This is a genomic window from Enterobacter sp. UCD-UG_FMILLET (assembly GCF_000762975.1).
In the GTDB taxonomy this organism is placed as follows: domain Bacteria; phylum Pseudomonadota; class Gammaproteobacteria; order Enterobacterales; family Enterobacteriaceae; genus Enterobacter; species Enterobacter dykesii.
Window position 1 is genome coordinate 203432 of sequence record NZ_JRJC01000006.1, and the last position, 21325, is coordinate 224756.

At 56.3% G+C, this 21325-nt stretch carries 15 protein-coding genes; 12 read left to right on the forward strand and 3 right to left on the reverse strand.

Features of this window, described 5'->3' with window-relative positions:
• Positions 1-92: 92 nt before the first annotated feature.
• From LA04_RS01425 to mutH, 3 genes are all read right to left on the reverse strand, one after another.
• On the reverse strand, positions 93-1133 hold the full coding sequence (locus LA04_RS01425) for an NADP(H)-dependent aldo-keto reductase (protein ID WP_047650228.1): 1041 nt from the start codon (positions 1131-1133) through the stop codon (positions 93-95).
• A gap of 131 nt (positions 1134-1264) precedes the next feature.
• Entirely contained in the window at positions 1265-1483 is a 219-nt protein-coding gene (locus tag LA04_RS01430; protein ID WP_008499668.1) for a YgdI/YgdR family lipoprotein, read from the reverse strand.
• Between the two features lie 128 nt (positions 1484-1611).
• Positions 1612-2304: a DNA mismatch repair endonuclease MutH gene (mutH, locus tag LA04_RS01435; protein WP_038417291.1), complete on the reverse strand. Its 693-nt coding sequence runs from the start codon at positions 2302-2304 to the stop codon at positions 1612-1614.
• 683 nt (positions 2305-2987) lie between these two features.
• Here mutH and rppH point away from each other — a divergent pair.
• The 12 genes from rppH (at position 2988) to recD (ending at position 21317) form a co-directional block, all read left to right on the forward strand.
• Positions 2988-3518 (forward strand): RNA pyrophosphohydrolase, encoded by a 531-nt coding sequence (gene rppH / locus LA04_RS01440; protein ID WP_047650229.1) that lies wholly within the window; start codon positions 2988-2990, stop codon positions 3516-3518.
• Between the two features lie 12 nt (positions 3519-3530).
• Positions 3531-5777 carry a phosphoenolpyruvate--protein phosphotransferase gene (gene ptsP / locus LA04_RS01445; RefSeq protein WP_047650230.1) on the forward strand — a complete coding sequence of 749 codons (2247 nt, stop codon included), beginning with the start codon at positions 3531-3533 and terminating at the stop codon, positions 5775-5777.
• Between the two features lie 193 nt (positions 5778-5970).
• A complete protein-coding gene (gene lgt, locus LA04_RS01450) occupies positions 5971-6846 on the forward strand; it encodes a prolipoprotein diacylglyceryl transferase (protein WP_023309046.1) in 876 nt (291 codons plus the stop codon).
• A gap of 6 nt (positions 6847-6852) precedes the next feature.
• Positions 6853-7647: a thymidylate synthase gene (thyA, locus tag LA04_RS01455; protein WP_014885081.1), complete on the forward strand. Its 795-nt coding sequence runs from the start codon at positions 6853-6855 to the stop codon at positions 7645-7647.
• 184 nt (positions 7648-7831) lie between these two features.
• Complete coding sequence (locus LA04_RS01460) at positions 7832-8296, forward strand: prepilin peptidase-dependent protein (RefSeq protein WP_047650371.1); 465 nt, start codon at positions 7832-7834, stop codon at positions 8294-8296.
• A complete protein-coding gene (locus LA04_RS01465; protein ID WP_047650231.1) occupies positions 8287-8847 on the forward strand; it encodes a prepilin peptidase-dependent protein in 561 nt (186 codons plus the stop codon). The genes LA04_RS01460 and LA04_RS01465 overlap by 10 nt, the downstream gene beginning before the upstream one ends.
• A complete protein-coding gene (locus LA04_RS01470) occupies positions 8844-9245 on the forward strand; it encodes a DUF2509 family protein (protein ID WP_047650232.1) in 402 nt (133 codons plus the stop codon). Before LA04_RS01465 ends, LA04_RS01470 begins: the two co-directional genes overlap by 4 nt.
• Positions 9230-9553, forward strand: coding sequence for a prepilin-type N-terminal cleavage/methylation domain-containing protein (locus LA04_RS01475; RefSeq protein WP_047650233.1), 324 nt, complete (start codon positions 9230-9232; stop codon positions 9551-9553). The genes LA04_RS01470 and LA04_RS01475 overlap by 16 nt, the downstream gene beginning before the upstream one ends.
• 12 nt (positions 9554-9565) lie before the next feature.
• Positions 9566-12940, forward strand: a complete 3375-nt coding sequence (gene recC / locus LA04_RS01480) for an exodeoxyribonuclease V subunit gamma (RefSeq protein ID WP_047650234.1) — start codon at positions 9566-9568, stop codon at positions 12938-12940.
• A 138-nt stretch (positions 12941-13078) separates the two neighbouring features.
• Positions 13079-15961 carry a pitrilysin gene (gene ptrA, locus LA04_RS01485; protein ID WP_047650235.1) on the forward strand — a complete coding sequence of 961 codons (2883 nt, stop codon included), beginning with the start codon at positions 13079-13081 and terminating at the stop codon, positions 15959-15961.
• Positions 15958-19500: an exodeoxyribonuclease V subunit beta gene (gene recB, locus LA04_RS01490; RefSeq protein WP_047650236.1), complete on the forward strand. Its 3543-nt coding sequence runs from the start codon at positions 15958-15960 to the stop codon at positions 19498-19500. Before ptrA ends, recB begins: the two co-directional genes overlap by 4 nt.
• Positions 19497-21317: an exodeoxyribonuclease V subunit alpha gene (gene recD / locus LA04_RS01495; protein ID WP_047650237.1), complete on the forward strand. Its 1821-nt coding sequence runs from the start codon at positions 19497-19499 to the stop codon at positions 21315-21317. The genes recB and recD overlap by 4 nt, the downstream gene beginning before the upstream one ends.
• The last annotated feature ends 8 nt before the right edge of the window (positions 21318-21325 follow it).

Consider the following 21325-nt stretch of genomic DNA (forward strand, 5'->3'; position numbering starts at 1 on the left):
AAGTGCGGCCTGATGCCCTCACGCCACCCCTCTCCCACAGGGAGAGGAAGCAAACCCTAAAAACGGCAACCTGTGTTGCCGTTTTGCTTTTATTACGGTGCCGGGTATGTGTATACCTGATGCACCGCTTCAATCTCCGCTAACACTTCTTCACTCAGGCTCAGGTGGAAACTCTCAATATTGGTTTTCAGCTGTTCCATCGTGGTCGCGCCCAGCAGGGTGCTGGCAACAAACGGCTGACGACGCACGAAGGCCAGCGCCATCTGTGCAGGGTCAAGACCGTGACGCTTCGCGATATCCACATAGGCTGCAACGGCTTTCTGCGTCTGCTCGCCGCTGTAGCGGGTAAAGCGGCTAAAGAGGGTATTTCGCGCCCCGGCCGGTTTCGCGCCGTTCAGGTATTTCCCCGTCAGCGTGCCAAAGCCGAGACAGGAATAGGCGAGCAGTTCCACTTCTTCATATTGCGTCACTTCGGCCAGACCCACTTCATAGCTTCGGTTAAGCAGGCTGTACGGGTTCTGGATGGTGACGATACGCGGCAGATCGTGTTTATCCGCCAGGTGAAGATAGCGCATTACGCCAAAGGCCGTTTCGTTAGAGACGCCAATGTAGCGTATTTTTCCCGCGCGCTGGCACTCGGTCAGCGCTTCCAGGGTTTCCAGCAGCGTTACGGCGGGGGCGCTCTCATTCCAGCTGTAGCCGAGCTTGCCAAAGCAGTTGGTTGGCCGCTGCGGCCAGTGCACCTGATACAGATCGAGATAGTCGGTTTGCAGGCGCTTCAGGCTGGCGTCCAGCGCGGCGCGGATATTTTTGCGATCGAGGATCTGATTCGGGCGGATCCCGGTATCGTTGTTGCGCGCGGGGCCACTGACTTTGGAGGCAATCACCAGCTTTTCACGGTTGCCGCGTTTTGCCAGCCAGTTACCGACGTAGGTTTCGGTAAGTCCCTGCGTTTCCGGACGTGGTGGAACAGGGTACATCTCTGCAACATCAATCAGGTTAATCCCCTGGCTGACGGCGTAATCGAGTTGTGCATGGGCATCGGCTTCGCTGTTTTGTTCACCAAATGTCATCGTGCCCAACCCCAGTTGGCTAATTTCCAGAGCGCTGTGGGGGATACGGTGATAATGCATAGCCGGCTTCCTCAGTAGACATATAAACCGCGTCAGGGCGTACCCGACAAAGGAATATAAACATGGCAGAGGGGAAGCAAAAGGGGAAGAAAAAAATCAAAAAGGCCAGCAAGCGACTGACCTCTCTCTGTTTATCGCTCGATAATTTGCGATACTTCGTCGCGATTGATCTGCATTTTATTGCCTTCCTGGTCGCGGTAGCTTACCAGACCGGTATCATCGTCGACTTCGGGTTTGCCGTCGGTCAGGATCATTCGACCATCTTTTGTCGCCATGACGTAATCGCTGCTACAGCCCGATACGGCAAACGCTAAACCGACTGCTGAAACTAACACTGCCCATTTTTTCATCGTTATCGTCCTCATCTGGCTCGTATCAAATCATAGTTTAGTTTTAACCCGATATGGCAACAGGAGGAAGCGGTAAAATCTTAAAAACCAGCTGATTATGTTTGAGAGCTCGCAAAATAAGTAAAAAACTATGTTTTTAGAAGAAAATGGCGAGCAAGAAGCGCGCCTGTGAAGTTCTTTTTGAGATAAAAACCGCGCGGCAACGTTAGTATCGGCTCACCCTTCGCGCCGATTGCCTCGGTAAGCGCTTTGCTGTTAGCCGCTTTCGGGCGCAGCTGTAATACTTCTCCGTGCCGGGCGGTGATGCGCTCTACCTGCCCAAGCACAATCATGTCCATCAGCTCCTCCCAGTCCAGACGCAGCTGTTGCTCCTCATCGTCGTTCGGGCTCCAGAGCAGCGGCGCACCAACGCGACGCTCAGCCAGGGGGATCTGACGCTCACCTTCGACCGGCACCCACAACACGCGCTTCAGCTTGTGACGAACGTGGCTGGTTTCCCACGTCACGCCGGTGTTGCCGGTTAGTGGCGCAACGCAGACGAAGGTGGTCTCAAGCGGTTTGCCCTGGCTGTCTATGGGGATGGTTTTTAACTCCACGCCAAGCGCTGCAAAATCCTGCTCGGGTTTGCTCCCTGCGCTGGCACCCAGCCACAGCTCAAGCAGCATGCCGATCCAGCCTTTATCCCGTTTCAGATCCTTCGGGATCTGAAGCCCTGCCATTGCCGCCAGCTCGCCAAGCGAAAAGCCTGCAAGACGCTGTGCCTGCTGTAGCAACTGGCCCTCGCTGGACGGCGGCGAGAGCAAGGGTGTAAGCGGATGCATGAAGGTAACCTTTTGATTAAAAAATAAACGAAGAAATTGTCCCCTGTGGATAGAGTTTAACTATTTCTGTACCAATATTCCATGTCTATGATTTATAGGTTTTTTTAGTGGTTTGAAATCGTTTCACCTGAGGCGGAAAACCGGTTGTTCAAATCTGGTCACTGACAATGAACAGGATCTTACACCATGTTATCCACAGAAAAATGGGATAACTGGGCATAACCCTGACTACTGTTTCAATTTACAGCCTTGACGTGCGATGAAAATCCAATTTTCAAACAAATTGTGACTAACTTATTGGCACAATCTGTGGATAAAACCGACGCTGTTCGATCTTTCATCAGCACGACGATCTCTGATGTGACGATCGTCACGCTATTCTGCTTTTGGTTCATGGAAATACATTTAACGTTATGAAAAGTATTAGGTTATTTAACTGTCGCGAAAGCGGTGGCAAGGCAGGGTTTGAGGTTGTTCATCGGTAATCAGACACTTCTTCACAACTATATCCACAGAAAAGGTGAATAAAATTCCCTTCACCGCCTCTCATCTGTTTATAACTCAGCGCTTATTTGTGAGTTATTCAAATGTTATTAGGTTGCAGCCCTGTAAGAGAGTGGTTTACCGCCTCCCTGTAGTGTGAAACAATCATTCATATATAAGGTTTAGTTTGGGGTAGTCCGGTGATTGATGACGATGGCTACCGCCCGAACGTAGGAATAGTAATTTGTAATCGTCAGGGCCAGGTAATGTGGGCCCGGCGATATGGTCAGCACTCCTGGCAGTTCCCTCAAGGCGGGATCAATCCGGGAGAGTCCCCAGAACAAGCGATGTACCGGGAGCTTTTTGAAGAGGTCGGTTTAAGCCGAAAAGATGTTCGCATCCTGGCTTCGACCCGCAACTGGTTGCGTTACAAGTTACCGAAACGTTTGGTGCGTTGGGACACAAAGCCGGTTTGTATCGGCCAGAAACAGAAGTGGTTTCTGTTGCAGTTGGTGGGCAACGATTCAGACATCAATATGCAAACCAGCAGTACGCCGGAGTTCGATGGCTGGCGCTGGGTGAGCTATTGGTATCCTGTTCGTCAGGTCGTGTCATTTAAACGCGATGTTTACCGTAGGGTGATGAAAGAGTTTGCAAGTGTGGTAATGCAGCTTCAGGAGATCCCGCCTAAGCCGCAGAACGCACCTGCATGGCGACGTAAAAGAGGTTAAGCTACGCAAATCATGCTCACCCGCTTGCGAGAAATAGTCGAGAAGGTGGCCAGTGCTCCGCGTCTGAACGAGGCGCTGAATATTCTGGTCACTGACATCTGTCTTGCGATGGAGACCGAGGTCTGTTCGGTGTATCTGGCCGACCACGATCGGCGCTGCTATTACCTGATGGCGACCCGTGGTTTGAAAAAACCACGTGGACGCACCGTCACGCTCGCCTTTGATGAAGGTATCGTGGGCCTGGTTGGGCGGCTGGCTGAACCCATCAACCTTGCTGACGCGCAAAAACACCCCAGCTTTAAATACATTCCTTCCGTAAAAGAAGAGCGCTTCCGCGCTTTCCTTGGCGTGCCGATTATCCAGCGTCGCCAGCTGCTCGGCGTGCTGGTTGTTCAGCAGCGCGAGCTACGTCAGTACGATGAAAGCGAAGAGTCTTTCCTCGTCACGCTGGCCACGCAGATGGCGGCGATCCTCTCCCAGTCCCAGCTTGCCGCGCTCTTTGGTCAATATCGCCATACGCGCATTCGTGCCCTTCCTGCATCGCCGGGCGTAGCGATTGCTGAAGGCTGGATGGACGCCACGCTGCCGCTGATGGAGCAGGTTTACGAAGCCTCTACGCTTGATGAAGCGCTTGAGCGAGAGCGTCTTACCGCCGCGCTGGAAGAGGCGGCGAATGAATTTCGTCGTTACAGCAAGCGCTTTGCCGCAGGCGCCCAGAAAGAGACGGCGGCCATCTTCGACCTCTATTCGCACCTGCTCTCCGACGCGCGTCTGCGTCGTGAGCTGTTTGCGGAGGTGGATAAAGGCTCGGTCGCAGAGTGGGCGGTTAAGAAGGTCATCGAAAAATTTGCCGATCAATTTGCGGCACTTACCGACGGTTACCTGAAAGAACGGGCTGGCGATCTCCGTGCCCTGGGACAACGTCTGCTGTTCCATCTTGATGACACCATTCAGGGGCCGAATGCCTGGCCAAAACGGTTTGTTCTGGTCGCCGATGAACTCTCGGCAACGACGCTGGCTGAACTGCCCCAGGACAGGTTGGCCGGTGTGGTGGTGCGCGATGGTGCCGCCAACTCGCATGCTGCCATTATGGTGCGCGCGCTGGGTATCCCAACCGTTATGGGCGCGGATATCCAGCCGTCGGTGCTGCACCGCCGTACGCTGGTCGTTGACGGCTATCGCGGTGAGCTGCTGGTCGATCCTGAGCCGGTTCTGCTCCAGGAATATCAGCGCCTTATCAGCGAAGAGAATGAATTAAGCAAGCTGGCGGAAGATGACGTTAACCTGCCCGCACAGCTTAAGAGCGGAGAGCGGATCAAAGTCATGCTCAACGCCGGTTTAAGCCCTGAGCATGAAGAAAAGCTTGGCAGCCGCATCGACGGTATTGGCCTGTACCGTACTGAAATCCCGTTCATGCTGCAGAGCGGTTTCCCCTCCGAAGAGGAGCAGGTGGCGCAGTATCAGGGGATGCTGCAGATGTTTAACGACAAACCTGTCACCCTGCGAACCCTCGATGTCGGCGCGGATAAACAGCTGCCCTATATGCCGATCAGCGAAGAAAACCCGTGCCTGGGCTGGCGTGGGATCCGCATTACGCTCGATCAGCCGGAGATCTTCCTGATCCAGGTGCGTGCGATGCTGCGCGCCAACGCGGCGACGGGCAATCTCAGCATTTTACTTCCGATGGTCACCAGCATTGATGAGATCGACGAGTCCCGGCGGCTGATCGAACGTGCCGGCCGTGAAGTGGAAGAGATGATCGGCTATGCGATCCCGAAACCGCGGATCGGGGTGATGCTTGAAGTGCCGTCTATGGTCTTTATGCTGCCGCAGCTGGCAAACCGTGTTGATTTTATCTCTGTCGGCACAAACGACCTGACGCAATATATTCTGGCCGTCGACCGTAACAATACGCGCGTCGCCAGTATCTACGACAGCCTGCATCCGGCGATCATTCGCGCGTTAGCGATGATTGCCCGTGAAGCGGAACAGTACGGCATTGATTTACGCCTGTGCGGTGAAATGGCCGGGGATTCCATGTGCGTTGCGATCCTGATTGGTCTGGGATACCGCCATCTGTCGATGAACGGTCGCGCTGTCGCCCGCGTGAAGTACCTGCTGCGGCATATCGACATTAATGATGCCCGAGAGCTGGCTGAACGCAGCCTTGACGCGCAGCTGTCCGCTGAGGTTCGTCATCAGGTCGCAGCGTTTATGGAACGACGCGGTATGGGCGGCCTGATCCGCGGCGGCCGCTAATCGCCTTTCTCCCTCTCCCTCCGGGAGAGGGCACCTGCGCTCATAAAACCCTATACACATCTTTTACATCTCTGGCGCATCCTCCGCGCCCGCCTTGTGCTATGATTCGCAACTTTGGAGCCTCTGCTTACGGCAGAATCGCATTTCTACCGCTGTCCACTTTCAGCGGAATAACAACATCTTGTGGTGACAGATGAACAGTGGTTATCTGCATTTTCCGGAATTTGATCCGGTCATTTTCTCAGTAGGACCTGTTTCGCTTCACTGGTACGGTCTGATGTACCTGGTGGGCTTCATTTTTGCCATGTGGCTTGCCGGCCGTCGCGCCAGTCGTCCGGGTAGCGGCTGGACGAAAAACGAAGTTGAAAACCTGCTCTATGCGGGTTTCCTCGGCGTGTTCCTCGGTGGCCGTATTGGGTACGTGCTGTTCTATAACTTCCCGGTATTCCTGAACGATCCGCTCTATCTGTTCCGCGTCTGGGACGGCGGCATGTCCTTCCACGGCGGCCTGATTGGGGTGATCCTGGTGATGGTAATTTTTGCCAAACGCACCAAACGCAACTTCTTCCAGGTGTCAGATTTTATCGCACCGCTGATCCCGTTTGGTCTCGGCGCTGGCCGTCTGGGTAACTTTATCAACGGCGAGCTGTGGGGCCGCGTCGACCCGAGCGTGCCGTATACGATGCTCTTCCCGGGCTCCCGCGCAGAAGATATCGCGCTGCTGCCATCACACCCGGAGTGGCAGTCCATTTTCGATACCTACGGCGTTCTGCCGCGCCATATGTCTCAGCTGTACGAGCTGGCGCTGGAAGGCGTGGTGCTGTTTATCATCCTCAACCTGTTTATCCGCAAACCGCGTCCGATGGGTGCTGTCTCCGGCCTGTTCCTGATTGGCTACGGCGCATTCCGTATTATCGTCGAGTTCTTCCGTCAGCCTGACGCACAGTTTACCGGCGAATGGGTACAGTACATCAGCATGGGGCAGATCCTCTCCATTCCGATGATTGTCGCGGGTGCCATTATGATGATTTGGGCGTATCGTCGTCGTCCACAGCAACAAATTTCCTGAGGAACCATGAAACAGTATCTTGAATTGATGAAAAAAGTGCTCGATGAGGGCACGCCGAAAAACGACCGCACCGGCACCGGTACGCTCTCTATTTTTGGCCACCAGATGCGCTTCAATCTGCAAGAAGGCTTCCCACTGGTGACGACAAAGCGCTGCCACCTGCGCTCGATCATTCATGAACTGCTCTGGTTCCTGCAAGGCGATACCAACGTTGCGTATCTGCACGAAAATAACGTCTCAATCTGGGACGAATGGGCAGATGAAAATGGCAACCTGGGGCCGGTTTACGGCAAGCAGTGGCGCGCATGGCCAACGCCTGATGGCCGCCATATTGACCAGATCACCACCGTGATGAACCAGCTGAAAAACGATCCGGACTCGCGCCGAATCATCGTTTCCGCCTGGAACGTCGGCGAGCTGGATAAAATGGCGCTGGCACCGTGCCACGCGTTCTTCCAGTTCTATGTGGCGGATGGAAAGCTTTCCTGCCAGCTCTACCAGCGCTCCTGTGACGTGTTCCTCGGCCTGCCGTTTAACATTGCCAGCTATGCGCTGTTGGTCCACATGATGGCGCAGCAGTGCGATCTGGAAGTGGGCGATTTTGTCTGGACCGGTGGGGACACCCATCTTTACAGCAACCATATGGAACAGACGCATCTCCAGCTGACCCGCGAACCGCGTGCGCTGCCGAAGCTGATTATCAAGCGCAAACCGGCATCAATCTTCGATTACCGCTTTGATGATTTCGAGATTGAGGGTTATGACCCGCATCCGGGCATCAAAGCGCCTGTCGCTATCTGATGCGATAAAGCGTGACACAACCGGTGCTCTTTAGCGCCGGTTTTTTTTCGCCTTTATCCCGTTTCCCGAAGCGCTATCCAGAAAGCGTGCAACGCGCTGCAACACTCCTGATTCTCCGGATAACGCCTCGTAAAACGAGGATCCGTCGCTCGTCATGTTCACCGCGCTTCGCCACACTCCCGGTATGAAAAAAGAGAACGGTTTTACGCTTATCGAAACGCTGGTCGCGATTTCGCTTGTCGTTATCCTCAGCGCTTCAGGTCTGTACGGCTGGGACAGCTGGCAGCGGCAGCAGCGGCTGTGGCAAACCGCCAGTCAGGTGCGAGAATACCTGCTGTTTCTGCGCAATCATGCCAACCGCTACAACCGCGACCATCAAATTACCCGTCAGCGGGTGGGTGGTCGGGACTGTCTGGTGAGCTCTGCCGCGCAAGGCTGTGAGAAGGGCAGTCCCTTTGTGCTGATACCACTCTGGCCTGAGGTCGCGATCAGCGAGGTCACGCCGTCGCTCGCGTTCTATGGATTAAAGGATACGGCCTGGGCAGGGCGGATACGCGTTCAGAGCCGTGCAGGAGAATGGCTGATTATTGTCTCAAATGGAGGGCGCATCAGGATGTGTAAGGTCTCTGCGGGAGGTTCATGTCGATGAAGCAGCGAGGTTTCTCACTGTCTGAAGTTCTGATTGCCACGGCGATTAGCAGCCTCCTGCTGATAAGCGCATCGCGTTTTTTACCCGGCTTGCAGCGGGCGGTCTTAGGGCAATCTGGCCAGAGACAACTGGAGGAAGAGGTCTGGCACCACCTGTTTGCCTTGGGCAAACAGCTTCAGCGTGCGGGGTACTGTGCGGGAAACTGTCAGGGACAGGCGCTGGTGACCGCGAGGCTTGGAGGTTGCGTCATTGTGCGGTGGGATGCCAACAGTAACGGCAGCTGGGATAACAGCTCATCAGAAAATGACAGCACTGGTTTTCGACTGGAGTCTGGTGCGCTTGAAACCCAGCGTGGAGCGACCTCATGTGAAGGAAAAGGATGGGAAAAGCTCACGGACCCTGACAGGCTAGCGATCACGCATTTTGTGGTGAGGACAGTTGAACATGCCGGTTTTGCGCCAGAGGTTAATATCGAACTGGCGGCGATTCGTAAAGGCGAGCAGGGGGAGCCCTGGCAGGCGTTGTATACGGTCACGGGGTACAACCTGTGAATCGTCAACGCGGCATGTCTTCGCTGGCGATGGTTCTGCTTTTACTGGTGCTCGGTACCCTGATCCTCACCGGTCTCAATCAGCAGCTCACAACCTTTAGCGCGCTCGTTGGCGGTGAGAAAAGTTCGATTCAGCAGCAGGCGACGGTGCAGTCCGCGCTTGAGTGGGGACGAGTTCAGAGCTGGTCGTCGGAGCCACAGGTTCAGTGCAAAATGACACCGGCGTGGCGAGTGTGTTTGCGCCAGTTGAATGGAGCGCGTGTGTTACTGATTGCCGGAGACAGCGACCTGCTGCTCTGGCGCGCAGGAGAGATTGTCGACGGGAATGTTCGCTTTTCGCCTCACGGCTGGAGTGATTTTTGTCCCATTAAGGAGAGTGCGTTATGTCAGTTGCCGTGAGCAGAGAAAAAGGATTTAGCATGGTTGAGGTACTGCTGGCGATGATGCTGCTGGTGATCGTCGTGACGGCTCTGTCGGGTTATCACCGGGCGCTGGCGGCGCGGTTCACCCTGTTTAACCAGTATCGCCAGCTCTGGCACCATGCCTGGAATCAGTCTCAGCTCTCAACAAATGTTCTCCCGGCAGGCTGGCAGGCCAGTCGGGGGCAGACAACGCACGCAGGATGTGTCAGCATCACGGTCACACTTATTTCTCCTCTGGGGCGGCGCGGTGAGATAACGCGTCTGCATTGCCCGGTTAGCCAGTAGTCGGGAGCGTCTATGTTAAGGGTCTACCACTCAAATCGTCTGGATGTGCTGGAAGCGCTGATGGAATTTATCGTAGAGCACGAGCGGCTTGACGATCCTTTTGAGCCTGAAATGGTGCTGGTGCAGAGCACCGGTATGGCACAGTGGCTGCAAATGTCGCTTTCCCGTAAATTTGGCATAGCCGCAAATATTGATTTCCCGCTGCCCGCGAGCTTTATCTGGGAGATGTTTGTGCGCGTGTTGCCGGACATCCCGGAGCAGAGCGCCTTCAACAAACAAGGCATGAGCTGGAAGCTCATGGCGCTGCTGCCGGAAATGCTGCAGCACGATGAATTCGCCATGCTGCGCCACTACCTCAATGACGATACCGATAAGCGCAAGCTGTTCCAGCTGGCGTCGCGCACCGCCGATCTCTATGACCAATACCTTGTTTACCGTTCTGACTGGTTAATTCGTTGGGAAGCGGGCGAGTTGGTTGAAGGGCTACCGGAGGCGCAAATATGGCAGGCACCGCTGTGGAAAGCGCTGGTAGAACACACGGAGAAACTTGGGCAGCCTAAGTGGCACCGTGCCAACCTGTACGAGCGGTTTATCTCAATACTCGAGAATGCCCCGGAGCGCCCGGCCCGACTGCCGTCACGCGTTTTTATCTGCGGGATATCCGCATTACCGCCTGTTTATCTGAAGGCGTTGAACGCGCTGGGTAAACATATTGATATCCATATTTTGTTCACCAACCCTTGCCGACAGTATTGGGGGGATATCCTCGACGAACGTTGGCTTGCGCGGCTGGTAACTCGCCAGCGAAAGCGTCTTTTTGAAGAACGTTCCGTCCCGCTGTTTAAAGACGGCTCGACTGCCGGTCAGCTTTTTGATGAAGACGGTATCCAGAACCTGCCCAATCCACTGCTTGCCTCGTGGGGGAAGCTGGGGCGTGACTACATTCACATGCTTTCAGACATCACTTCATCAGGCGAAGGCGACGTGGATGCCTTTGTCGATATTACCCCGGATAGCCTGCTGCATCATATTCAGCTTGATATCCTCGATCTGGAAAACCGTGCCGTGATGGGCGTGACGGCGAAAGAATTCGAACGTAGCGACAGCAAGCGCAAGCTGGATGCTGACGATCGCAGCGTCACGATCCATGTTTGCCATAGCCCTCAGCGTGAGGTCGAAGTGCTTCACGACCAGCTGCTGGCGATGCTGCAGGACGCTCCCGAACTGACGCCACGCGATATTGTGGTGATGGTGGCGGATATCGACAGCTACAGTCCCTTCATTCAGGCTGTCTTTGGTAGTGCGACGGGCGAGCGATATCTGCCTTACGCTATCTCTGACCGTCGTGCCCGCCAGTCGCATCCGGCACTGCAGGCCTTTATCACTCTGCTTTCACTGCCGGATAGCCGCTTTATCTCCGAAGATGTCCTGGCGTTACTGGATGTTCCCGTGCTGGCTGCACGCTTCAGCATCACTGAAGAGGGGCTGCGCTACCTTCGTCAGTGGGTGAACGAATCTGGCGTTCGTTGGGGGATCGATGACGATAACGTTCAGGAGTTCGAACTTCCTCCAACCGGGCAGCATACGTGGCGTTTTGGCCTGACGCGTATGCTGCTGGGCTACGCCATGGAGAGCAGCCAGGGCGAGTGGAATGAGGTGCTGCCTTACGATGAGTCCAGCGGGTTAATTGCTGAACTGGTGGGGCATTTAGCGTCACTCCTGATGCAGCTTAACCGCTGGCGACACGAGCTGATGCAGCCGCGTCCGCTTGAAGCGTGGCTCCCGGTTTGCAGGGCATTGCTAAATGATTTCTTCCTGCCAGACAGTGACACCGAAGCGGCAATGGCACTGATTGAAACGCAGTGGCAGGCGATCATCGATGAAGGCGTGAACTCCCACTATCAGGAGGCCATCCCGCTTTCGCTGTTGAGAGATGAGCTAACGCAGCGGCTCGATCAGGAGCGAATCAGCCAGCGTTTCCTTGCTGGCCCCATCAATATCTGCACCCTGATGCCAATGCGTTCTATCCCGTTTAAAGTGGTCTGTCTGCTTGGCATGAACGATGGCGTTTATCCGCGAGCGCTGGCACCGCTGGGGTTCGATTTGATGAGCGCAGATCCAAAGCGGGGCGACCGTAGCCGCCGCGATGATGACCGCTACCTCTTCCTTGAGGCGCTCATTTCCGCCCAGAGTAAGCTCTATATCAGCTATATCGGCCGTTCCATTCAGGACAACAGCGAGCGTTTTCCCTCCGTTCTGGTACAGGAGCTGGTGGACTATATCGGCCAGAGTCACTATCTGCCGGGGGATGAAGATCGCAACTGCGATGAAAGCGAGAAGAGGGTGAAAGCCCATATCACCTGTTTCCACAGCCGCATGCCGTTTGACCCGGTGAACTTCACGCCCAGCGAGCGCCAGAGCTATGCGCAGGAGTGGCTACCGGCGGCGAAAAAGGAGGGGAGTGCACATACCGATTTCATTCAGGAGCTTGACCCGCGCCCTGTCGATACGCTTACCTTCGAACAGCTTCAGCGGTTTTGGGCGCATCCGGTGCGGGCCTTCTTCCAGCAGCGATTGCAGGTCAACTTCCGTTCTGAAGAGAGCGAAATTCCGGATGCAGAGCCTTTTACGCTGGAAGGGCTGGAGCGCTATCAGCTAAACCTCCAGCTGCTGAATGCGCTGGTTGAAGAAGAAGATGCTGACAAACTTTATCGCCGCTACCGTGCTGCAGGGCAGCTGCCCTATGGGGCATTCGGGGAAATTGTCTGGGAGGCGCAGTGTCAGGAGATGACCGCCCTGGCAGAGCGAGTAAGAGCGTGCCGACAGCCGGGGAAAAGTATTGAAATCGATCTCAACTGCAATGGTGTACAGCTTACGGGCTGGTTGACCCAGGTTCAGCCGGACGGGCTGCTGCGCTGGCGACCCTCTATGCTTAGCGTTTCACAGGGTTTGCAACTCTGGCTGGAACATCTTGTCTACAGTGCGGATGGTCATAAAGGTGAAAGTCGGATATTCGTGCGCAAAGACGGCGAGTGGCGCTTCCCGTCGATGGAAGCAGAGGAGGCGTTAGGTTATCTGTCTTTGTACATTGAGGGTTACCGTCGGGGAATGAATAAACCGCTCCTGCTGCTGCCGGAAAGCGGCGGTGCCTGGATAAAAGCCTGTTATGACGCGCAGAATGATGCGATGTTAACGGATGAGGCGTCACTGCAGAAAGCGCGCAGTAAATTTATGCAGGCCTACGAAGGAAACATGATGGTGCGGGGCGAAGGTGAAGATGTCTGGTATCAGCGCTTATGGCGAACGCTTGAGCCAGAGTACTTTGAGGCCATCACGGAAGAGGCGCAGCGCTACCTGCTGCCGTTGTTTAAATATAATCAGTCCTGAGCGCTGTATAAAAATTGCGCAGCATAGGGTGTTCATTTATGATGCACTTCTTATCACGGACTGATGTACCCAATAAAGAGATGTTGGCGTGTCCAGCACGCAATTTGTTAATGATGTAGCCGTGATAAAGAGGTCGTAATGCCAGGCAGCACCTTGTTTAAAGCGTTTGTTTTGTTTGTCGCCCTCTGGGCACCTGTCACTCAGGCAGGCTCCGGTTGGCAACCCGTTCAGGAAACTATTCGTAAAAGCGAAAAAGATACCCGTCAATATCAGGCTATTCGTCTTGATAACGGCATGACCGTACTGCTGGTTTCCGATCCGCAGGCGGTGAAGTCCCTCTCGGCATTAGTGGTGCCGGTTGGATCGCTGGAAGATCCTGACGCGCATCCTGGGCTTGCACACTATCTGGAACATATGACGCTGATGGGGTCAAAAAAATACCCGCAGCCGGATAGCCTGTCCGAATTTCTGAAAATGCATGGCGGCAGCCACAATGCCAGCACGGCACCGTACCGCACGGCCTTTTATCTTGAAGTCGAAAATGATGCGCTGGAAGGCGCGGTCGATCGCCTTGCTGATTCCATCGCCGCCCCCCTGCTGGATAAAAAATATGCCGACCGTGAACGCAATGCCGTCAATGCCGAGCTGACCATGGCCCGCACGCGAGACGGTATGCGCATGGCCCAGGTCAGCGCTGAAACCATCAACCCTGCGCACCCGGGTTCGCGTTTCTCCGGCGGTAACCTGGAGACGTTAAGCGACAAACCGAACAGCCCGGTGCTTGATGCCCTGCACGCGTTTCGCGATAAATACTACTCCGCCAACCTGATGAAAGCGGTCATCTACAGCAATAAACCGTTGCCTGAACTGGCAGGCATGGCGGCTAAAACGTTTGGCCGGGTGCCGAATAAAAATATCGACCTGCCGCAGATAGACGTACCGGTGGTCACGGACGCGCAAAAAGGGATCGTTATCCACTACGTGCCGGCGTTGCCGCGCAAAGTGCTGCGCGTGGAATTCCGCATTGATAACAACACCGCACAGTTTCGCAGTAAAACCGATGAGCTGGTGACCTACCTGATAGGTAACCGTAGTCCGGGTACGCTTTCTGACTGGCTGCAAAAACAGGGGCTGGTGGAAGGTATTCGCGCCGATTCCGATCCAGTTGTAAACGGCAATAGCGGCGTGCTGGCGATCTCGGCGACCCTGACCGACAAAGGCCTGGCAAACCGTGATGAAGTGGTGGCGGCGATCTTCAGCTACCTCTCTTTACTGCGTGAGAAAGGCGTCGATAAGCGCTACTTTGATGAGCTCGCGCACGTGCTGGATCTCGATTTCCGTTACCCGTCCATTACCCGCGATATGGATTACGTTGAGTGGCTGGCGGATACCATGATCCGCGTGCCGGTGGAACACACCCTCGACGCGGTCAATATTGCCGACCGCTATGATGCCGATGCGGTAAAAGCCCGCCTGGCGATGATGACGCCGGAGAATGCCCGCATCTGGTACATCAGCCCGAACGAACCGCATAACAAGACGGCGTATTTTGTCGATGCCCCCTATCAGGTGGATAAAATCAGCGCGCAGACCTTCGCCGACTGGCAGAAGCAGGCCGGGGAGATTGCGTTGAAGCTGCCGGAGCTGAACCCCTATATTCCGGATGACTTTTCGCTGATCAAAACGACTCAAGATTATCCGCACCCGGCGCTCATCGTTGATGAGCCGACGCTGCGCGTCGTGTATACCCCAAGCCGCTATTTCGCCAGTGAGCCTAAAGCCGATGTCAGCGTGGTGCTGCGTAACCCGAAAGCAATGAACAGCGCCAAAAATCAGGTGATGTTCGCGCTCAATGACTATCTCGCCGGTATCGCGCTCGATCAACTCAGCAACCAGGCAGCCGTGGGTGGGATCAGCTTCTCCACCAACGCCAACAACGGTTTGATGCTCAATGCAAACGGCTATACCCAGCGTTTGCCTCAGCTGTTCCAGGCCCTGCTGGAAGGGTATTTCAGCTACACGCCGACGGAAGAGCAGCTTGAGCAGGCCAAATCGTGGTATGCGCAGATGATGGACTCTGCGGAGAAGGGCAAAGCTTACGATCTGGCGCTTATGCCGGCGCAAATGCTGTCGCAAGTTCCTTATTTCCAGCGAGAGGATCGCCGTGCGCTGTTGCCTTCGATCACCTTAAAAGACGTGCTGGCTTACCGCGACGCGCTGAAAACCAACACGCGTCCGGAGTTTCTGATCGTCGGCAACATGAGTGAGGAGCAGGCCAAAACCCTGGCGGAGAATGTGCGCGCTCAGCTCGGTTCGAAAGGCGACGAGTGGTGCCGCAACCAGGACGTGCTGGTTGAGAAAAAACAGAATGTGATTTTTGAAAAGGCGGGTAACAGCACGGATTCCGCGCTGGCCGCGGTATTTGTGCCAACGGGCTATGATGAATTCGCCAGCTCGGCACAGAGTGCCGTACTGGGGCAAATTATTCAGCCGTGGTTCTACAACCAGTTACGCACTGAGGAGCAGCTTGGCTACGCGGTGTTTGCCTTCTCCATGAACGTAGGCCGACAGTGGGGGCTGGGTTTCCTGCTGCAAAGCAGCGATAAACAGCCGGCGTATCTCTGGAAGCGTTACCAGGCCTTCTTCCCGCAGGTGGAAGCAAAACTGCGCGCCATGAAGCCGGAAGAGTTTGCGCAGATCCAGCAGGCCGTCATCGCACAGGTGATGCAGCCGCCGCAGACGCTGGGTGAAGAAGCCTCGCAGCTGAGCAAAGATTTCGATCGCGGTAATCTGAAATTTGATTCGCGTGATAAAGTAGTGGCCGAGATAAAACAGCTGACGCCGCAGAAGGTTGCCGACTTCTTCCATCAGACGGTCATTAAGCCGCAGGGAATCACCATCCTGTCTCAGGTTTCCGGTAGCCAGAACGGGAAAACGGAGTACGTGAACCCGAAAGGCTGGAAAGTCTGGAAGAGCGTCAGCGCACTGCAGCAATCTATGCCCTGGAGTAAGAAAGAATGACCGATACCGCTGAGTCCCTTGATCCCTTACGTTTACCTCTGCAGGGTGAACGATTGATTGAAGCCTCAGCGGGAACGGGAAAAACCTTCACCATTGCCGCCCTGTACCTGCGTCTGCTGCTGGGGCTTGGCGGCAACGCAGCTTTTCCACGCCCTTTAAGCGTGGAAGAGCTGCTGGTGGTCACCTTCACCGAGGCTGCCACTGCTGAGCTGCGGGGCCGTATTCGCCGCAATATCCACGAGCTGCGCATCGCCTGTCTGCGTCAGAGCACGGATAACCCCCTCTACGCGAGCCTTCTGGAAGAGATTGCCGATAAGCAACAGGCAGCCCAGTGGCTGCTCCTCGCTGAACGGCAGATGGATGAAGCCTCCGTCTTCACCATTCACGGTTTTTGCCAGCGTATGCTGAGCCTGAATGCATTTGAATCCGGAATGCTGTTTGAACAGCAGCTCATTGAAGATGAATCCGTGCTTCGCTATCAGGCCTGCGCGGATTTCTGGCGTCGCCACTGCTACCCGTTACAGCGCGATATCGCCGAAGCGGTACATGCGCTGTGGAAGGGCCCGGAGGCGCTGCTGCGCGCTATCGATCGTTATCTGCAGGGTGAAGCACCTGTCATCAAATCCCCGCCGCCAGCGGATGAAACCCTGGCCTCACGGCATGAAAAAATCATCGCGAGAATTGCCGATATCAAGCAAAAATGGATTGAGTCCGTTGGCGAGATTGACGCAATCATCGAAAACTCCGGGATTGACCGTCGCAAGTTCAACCGCGGCAATCAGGGGAAATGGATCGACAAGATCAGCGCCTGGGCGCAGGAAGAGACGCGGGGCTACCAGCTCCCGGACGCGCTGGAGAAATTCTCCCGGCGTTTCCTGGCTGAGCGGACCAAAGCCGACGGCATTGTGCCTGAGCATCCTCTGTTTGTGGCGATTGAAACCCTGCTGGCTGAGCCCTTAACGCTCAACGATCTGATGATTACCCGCGCCATGACGGAAATTCGCGACGCCGTCGCGCGTGAGAAACGCCGCCGGGGTGAACTGGGGTTTGACGATATGCTGAGCCGCCTCGATGCGGCGCTGTGCAGTGAAAATGGCGAAGCGCTTGCCGCCGCGATTCGCACCCGCTTCCCAGTGGCGATGATAGACGAATTTCAGGATACCGACCCTCAGCAGTACCGCATTTTCCGCCGCATCTGGCGCCAGCAGCCCGGTACCGCGCTGTTGTTAATCGGCGATCCGAAACAGGCCATCTACGCCTTCCGCGGTGCGGATATTTTCACCTACATGAAAGCCCGCAGCGAGGTTGACGCGCACTACACGCTCGATACTAACTGGCGCTCCTCTCCCGGCATGGTGGAAAGCGTCAACGCGCTCTTCAGCCGCATGGATACGGCGTTTATGTTCCGGGAGATCCCGTTTCAGCCGGTAAAATTTGCCGAGAAAAATGCCTCGTTGCGCTTCGAGTTCAACGGCGAGACGCAGCCTGCCATGAACTTCTGGCTGCTGGACGGGGAAGGCTGCGGCGTTGCCGACTATCAAAATGCCATGGCCCAGCACTGTGCCGCACAAATCCGCGACTGGCTCAGCGCGGGCGCGCACGGTAAAGCGCTGCTGTGGAAGGGGGATAAACCTGCCCCGGTAAAGGCATCTGATATCACGGTGCTGGTGCGCAGCCGTCAGGAGGCCGCGCTCATCCGCGACGCCCTGACGTTACTGAATATTCCCTCCGTCTATCTCTCAAACCGTGACAGCGTCTTTGAAACGCTGGAAGCGCAGGAGATGCTATGGCTGCTGCAGGCCGTGCTGGCTCCGGAGCGGGAAAGCACGCTGCGTAGCGCACTGGCGAGCGCGATGCTCGGGCTGAACGCGCGGGATATCGATGCGCTCAACAATGACGAAGCCGCGTGGGATGCCGTGGTAGAAGAGTTTGTTCGCTACCGCGAAAAATGGCAGAAGCGTGGAGTCATGGCGATGGTGCGCGAGCTCATGGCGCAGCGCCACATTGCCGAGAATATGCTGGCGACAGCAGGCGGCGAGCGCCGTTTGACAGATATTTTACATATCAGCGAACTGCTGCAGGAAGCCGGTACGCAGCTGGAGAGCGAACACGCCCTGGTGCGCTGGCTGGCGCAGCAGATTGCCGACCCAAACAGTAATTCGTCCAGCCAGCAGATGCGCCTTGAGAGTGATAAACATCTGGTGCAGATCGTCACCATCCACAAGTCGAAAGGCCTGGAATATCCGCTGGTCTGGCTGCCGTTTATCGCTAATTACCGCGTGCAGGATCAGGCCTTTTACCACGATCGCGAGTCTTTTGAGGCGGTGCTCGATCTCAGCAACGCGGAGTCCAGCGTTGAGCTGGCCGAAGCCGAGCGTCTGGCGGAAGACCTGCGCCTGCTTTACGTGGCGCTGACCCGTTCGGTCTGGCACTGCAGCCTGGGCGTTGCGCCGCTGTTCCGTCGCCGTGGCGAAAAGAGCGGGGAGAGCGATTTTCATCTGAGCGCGCTGGGGCGGCTTATTCAGCACGGCGAACCCAAAGACGCGGCGGGCCTGCGCCAGTGCATCGCATCGCTTTGCACGGAGCATGTTGCCCTGCATATTCCGTCGCAGCCCGACAACAGCCGCTGGCAGATGCCGGAGCTGCGTGAGTCAGAGCTCCATGCCCGCCAGGTTGTGCGTACCATTGCCGACGACTGGCGGGTCACCAGCTACTCCGGTTTGCAGCAGCACGGACAGAGTATTGCGCAGGATCTGATGCCAAAACTGGACGTGGACGCCGCAGGAGCCGGTAGCGTACCCGCTGAGCCGGTGCTTACGCCGCACCAGTTCCCGCGCGGCGCCTCGCCGGGCACGTTTTTGCACAGCCTGTTTGAAGAGCTGGATTTTACCCAGCCGGTATCCGAAGAGTGGGTGCTGAAGATGTTACAGAGTGGCGGCTACGACGCACAGTGGCAGCCGGTTCTCACCGACTGGATCCGCGCGGTACTGCACGCGCCGCTCACGACGCAGGGGATCTCCCTGAACCAGTTGACCGCCAAAGATAAGCAGGTGGAGATGGAGTTTTATCTCCCCATCGCCAGCCCGCTCAGGGCCGAGGCGCTTGATGCGCTGATCCGCGAGTACGATCCGTTATCTGCCGGGTGCCCGCCGCTGAATTTCCGCCAGGTACAGGGGATGCTCAAAGGCTTTATCGACCTGGTTTTCCGCCACGAAGGGCGCTATTACCTGCTGGATTACAAATCAAACTGGCTGGGTGAAAGCAGCGAGGCCTACACCCAGGACGCGATGGCCTCTGCCATGCAAATGCATCGCTACGATCTGCAGTACCAGCTTTACACCCTGGCGCTGCACCGTTACCTGCGCCATCGCATGGCCGATTACCGCTACGAAACGCATTTTGGCGGCGTCATTTACCTGTTCCTGCGCGGAGTGGATGCAAACGACCCGCGTTCCGGCGTCTTTAGCACGCGTCCGTCTGCGGAACTGATTGAAAAAATGGATAACCTGTTTGCTGCAAGCACGGAGGAGGTGGCATGACGATGCAGGCGCTACTGCTGGACGCGGTTGAACAACGATTACTGCGCCACCTGGATGTGCAGTTCGCCATGATGGTGGCAGGCGAGGAGCCTGCCGTCATGCTTGCCGCCGCCATTCTGAGCAAAGACGCGGGAGAGGGGCACGTATGTCTGCCGCTGTCGCGTCTGGCGGTGGATGAGAAAATGCCACCGGCTTTACAGGCGTGTTTCGCGCTGCTGGGTGACGCAGTGGACTGGCAGGGGATATTACTCGGCTCGCCTGCCGTGAGCGGAGCCGATACCGGGACGCCGATGATCCTTGTCGGCGAGCGTTTGTATCTTAACCGGCTGTGGCGTAACGAACTGACGGTGGCGCGCTTCTTCAGCGAGACCAACGCCCCGCTTCCCTGCGATGAAGTAAAGCTCCGGCAAACGCTGGATGCGCTGTTTATCTCTGACGACGCGACGGACTGGCAGAAAGTGGCGGCAGCCGTGGCCTTAACGCGACGGATCTCGGTGATTTCTGGCGGCCCGGGCACCGGGAAAACGACCACCGTGGCAAAGCTGCTTGCCGCGCTGATTCAGCTATCGGGTGAGCAAAAGTGCCGTATTCGCCTGGCGGCCCCCACCGGTAAAGCGGCGGCACGTCTGACGGAATCGTTAGGCGGCGCGCTGCAAAAACTGGCGCTGACCGGGGAGCAGCTTGCGCTTTTCCCCAATGAAGCCAGCACCCTGCACCGTTTGCTAGGCGCACAGCCGGGTAGCCAGCGTCTGCGCTATCATGCCGGTAACCCACTGCACCTTGACGTGCTGGTCGTGGATGAAGCGTCGATGATTGACCTGACGATGATGTCGCGTTTGATCGATGCGCTACCGCCTCACGCGCGCGTTATTTTCCTCGGCGATCGCGACCAGCTTGCCTCCGTAGAGGCGGGAGCCGTATTGGGGGATATCTGCACCTATGCAAGCCTGGGATATACCGCGGAACGCGCGCAGGAGTTAGCCCGTCTCACCGGATGTTCGCTCACGTCTGAAAACCATTCGCTTGCAGGGGCGCTGCGCGACAGCCTGTGTCTGCTGCAAAAAAGCTACCGTTTCGGCAGCGACTCCGGCATCGGCCAGCTTGCGGCGGCAGTGAACCGGGGCGACCGGCGCACCACCACAGCGGTATTTGACGGTACCTTTACGGATATTGAGAAAAAATCGCTGCAAAGCGGGGAAAAGTATCAGGCGATGCTGGACGACGTCCTGAAGGGGTACCAGCACTTTCTGACTGGCGTACAACAGCAACGTACGCCGGAGCAGGTCATTGCCGCGTTTGGTGAATACCAGTTGCTCTGTGCGCTGAGGGAAGGCCCCTTTGGCGTCCGGGGTCTGAACGACAGGCTGGAACAGCTGCTGGCGCAAAAACGCAAAATTAACCGTAACCCGCACTCGCGATGGTATGAAGGGCGGCCGGTGATGATCTCCCGCAACGACAGCGCGCTGGGGTTGTTTAACGGGGATATCGGTATTGCGCTCGACTGCGGTCAGGGCCTGCGCGTCTGGTTCCAGATGCCGGACGGGAGCGTGAAGTCCTTCCAGCCCAGCCGTTTACCCGAGCATGAAACCGCCTGGGCAATGACGGTGCATAAATCCCAGGGCTCCGAGTTTAACCATGCGGCGCTGATCCTGCCCACGCAGCTTTCACCCGTCGTTACCCGCGAGCTGATCTATACCGCCATTACGCGCGCGCGTCAGCGCCTGTCGCTCTATACCGATGAACATGTGCTGGTGCAGGCGATCGCCACCCGAACGGAACGCCGAAGCGGGCTGGGCGCGATATTTGAGTCACTCTGAACAACGCC

What these genes read in the sequence shown, in the direction of transcription:
- LA04_RS01425 (WP_047650228.1), bottom strand. Translation starts at nt 1,133, where the DNA reads ATGCATTATCACCGTATCCCCCACAGCGCTCTGGAAATTAGCCAACTG.
- LA04_RS01430 (WP_008499668.1), bottom strand. Translation starts at nt 1,483, where the DNA reads ATGAAAAAATGGGCAGTGTTAGTTTCAGCAGTCGGTTTAGCGTTTGCC.
- mutH (WP_038417291.1), bottom strand. Translation starts at nt 2,304, where the DNA reads ATGCATCCGCTTACACCCTTGCTCTCGCCGCCGTCCAGCGAGGGCCAG.
- ptsP (WP_047650230.1), top strand. Translation starts at nt 3,531, where the DNA reads ATGCTCACCCGCTTGCGAGAAATAGTCGAGAAGGTGGCCAGTGCTCCG.
- lgt (WP_023309046.1), top strand. Translation starts at nt 5,971, where the DNA reads ATGAACAGTGGTTATCTGCATTTTCCGGAATTTGATCCGGTCATTTTC.
- thyA (WP_014885081.1), top strand. Translation starts at nt 6,853, where the DNA reads ATGAAACAGTATCTTGAATTGATGAAAAAAGTGCTCGATGAGGGCACG.
- LA04_RS01460 (WP_047650371.1), top strand. Translation starts at nt 7,832, where the DNA reads ATGAAAAAAGAGAACGGTTTTACGCTTATCGAAACGCTGGTCGCGATT.
- LA04_RS01465 (WP_047650231.1), top strand. Translation starts at nt 8,287, where the DNA reads ATGTCGATGAAGCAGCGAGGTTTCTCACTGTCTGAAGTTCTGATTGCC.
- LA04_RS01475 (WP_047650233.1), top strand. Translation starts at nt 9,230, where the DNA reads ATGTCAGTTGCCGTGAGCAGAGAAAAAGGATTTAGCATGGTTGAGGTA.
- recC (WP_047650234.1), top strand. Translation starts at nt 9,566, where the DNA reads ATGTTAAGGGTCTACCACTCAAATCGTCTGGATGTGCTGGAAGCGCTG.
- ptrA (WP_047650235.1), top strand. Translation starts at nt 13,079, where the DNA reads ATGCCAGGCAGCACCTTGTTTAAAGCGTTTGTTTTGTTTGTCGCCCTC.
- recB (WP_047650236.1), top strand. Translation starts at nt 15,958, where the DNA reads ATGACCGATACCGCTGAGTCCCTTGATCCCTTACGTTTACCTCTGCAG.
- recD (WP_047650237.1), top strand. Translation starts at nt 19,497, where the DNA reads ATGACGATGCAGGCGCTACTGCTGGACGCGGTTGAACAACGATTACTG.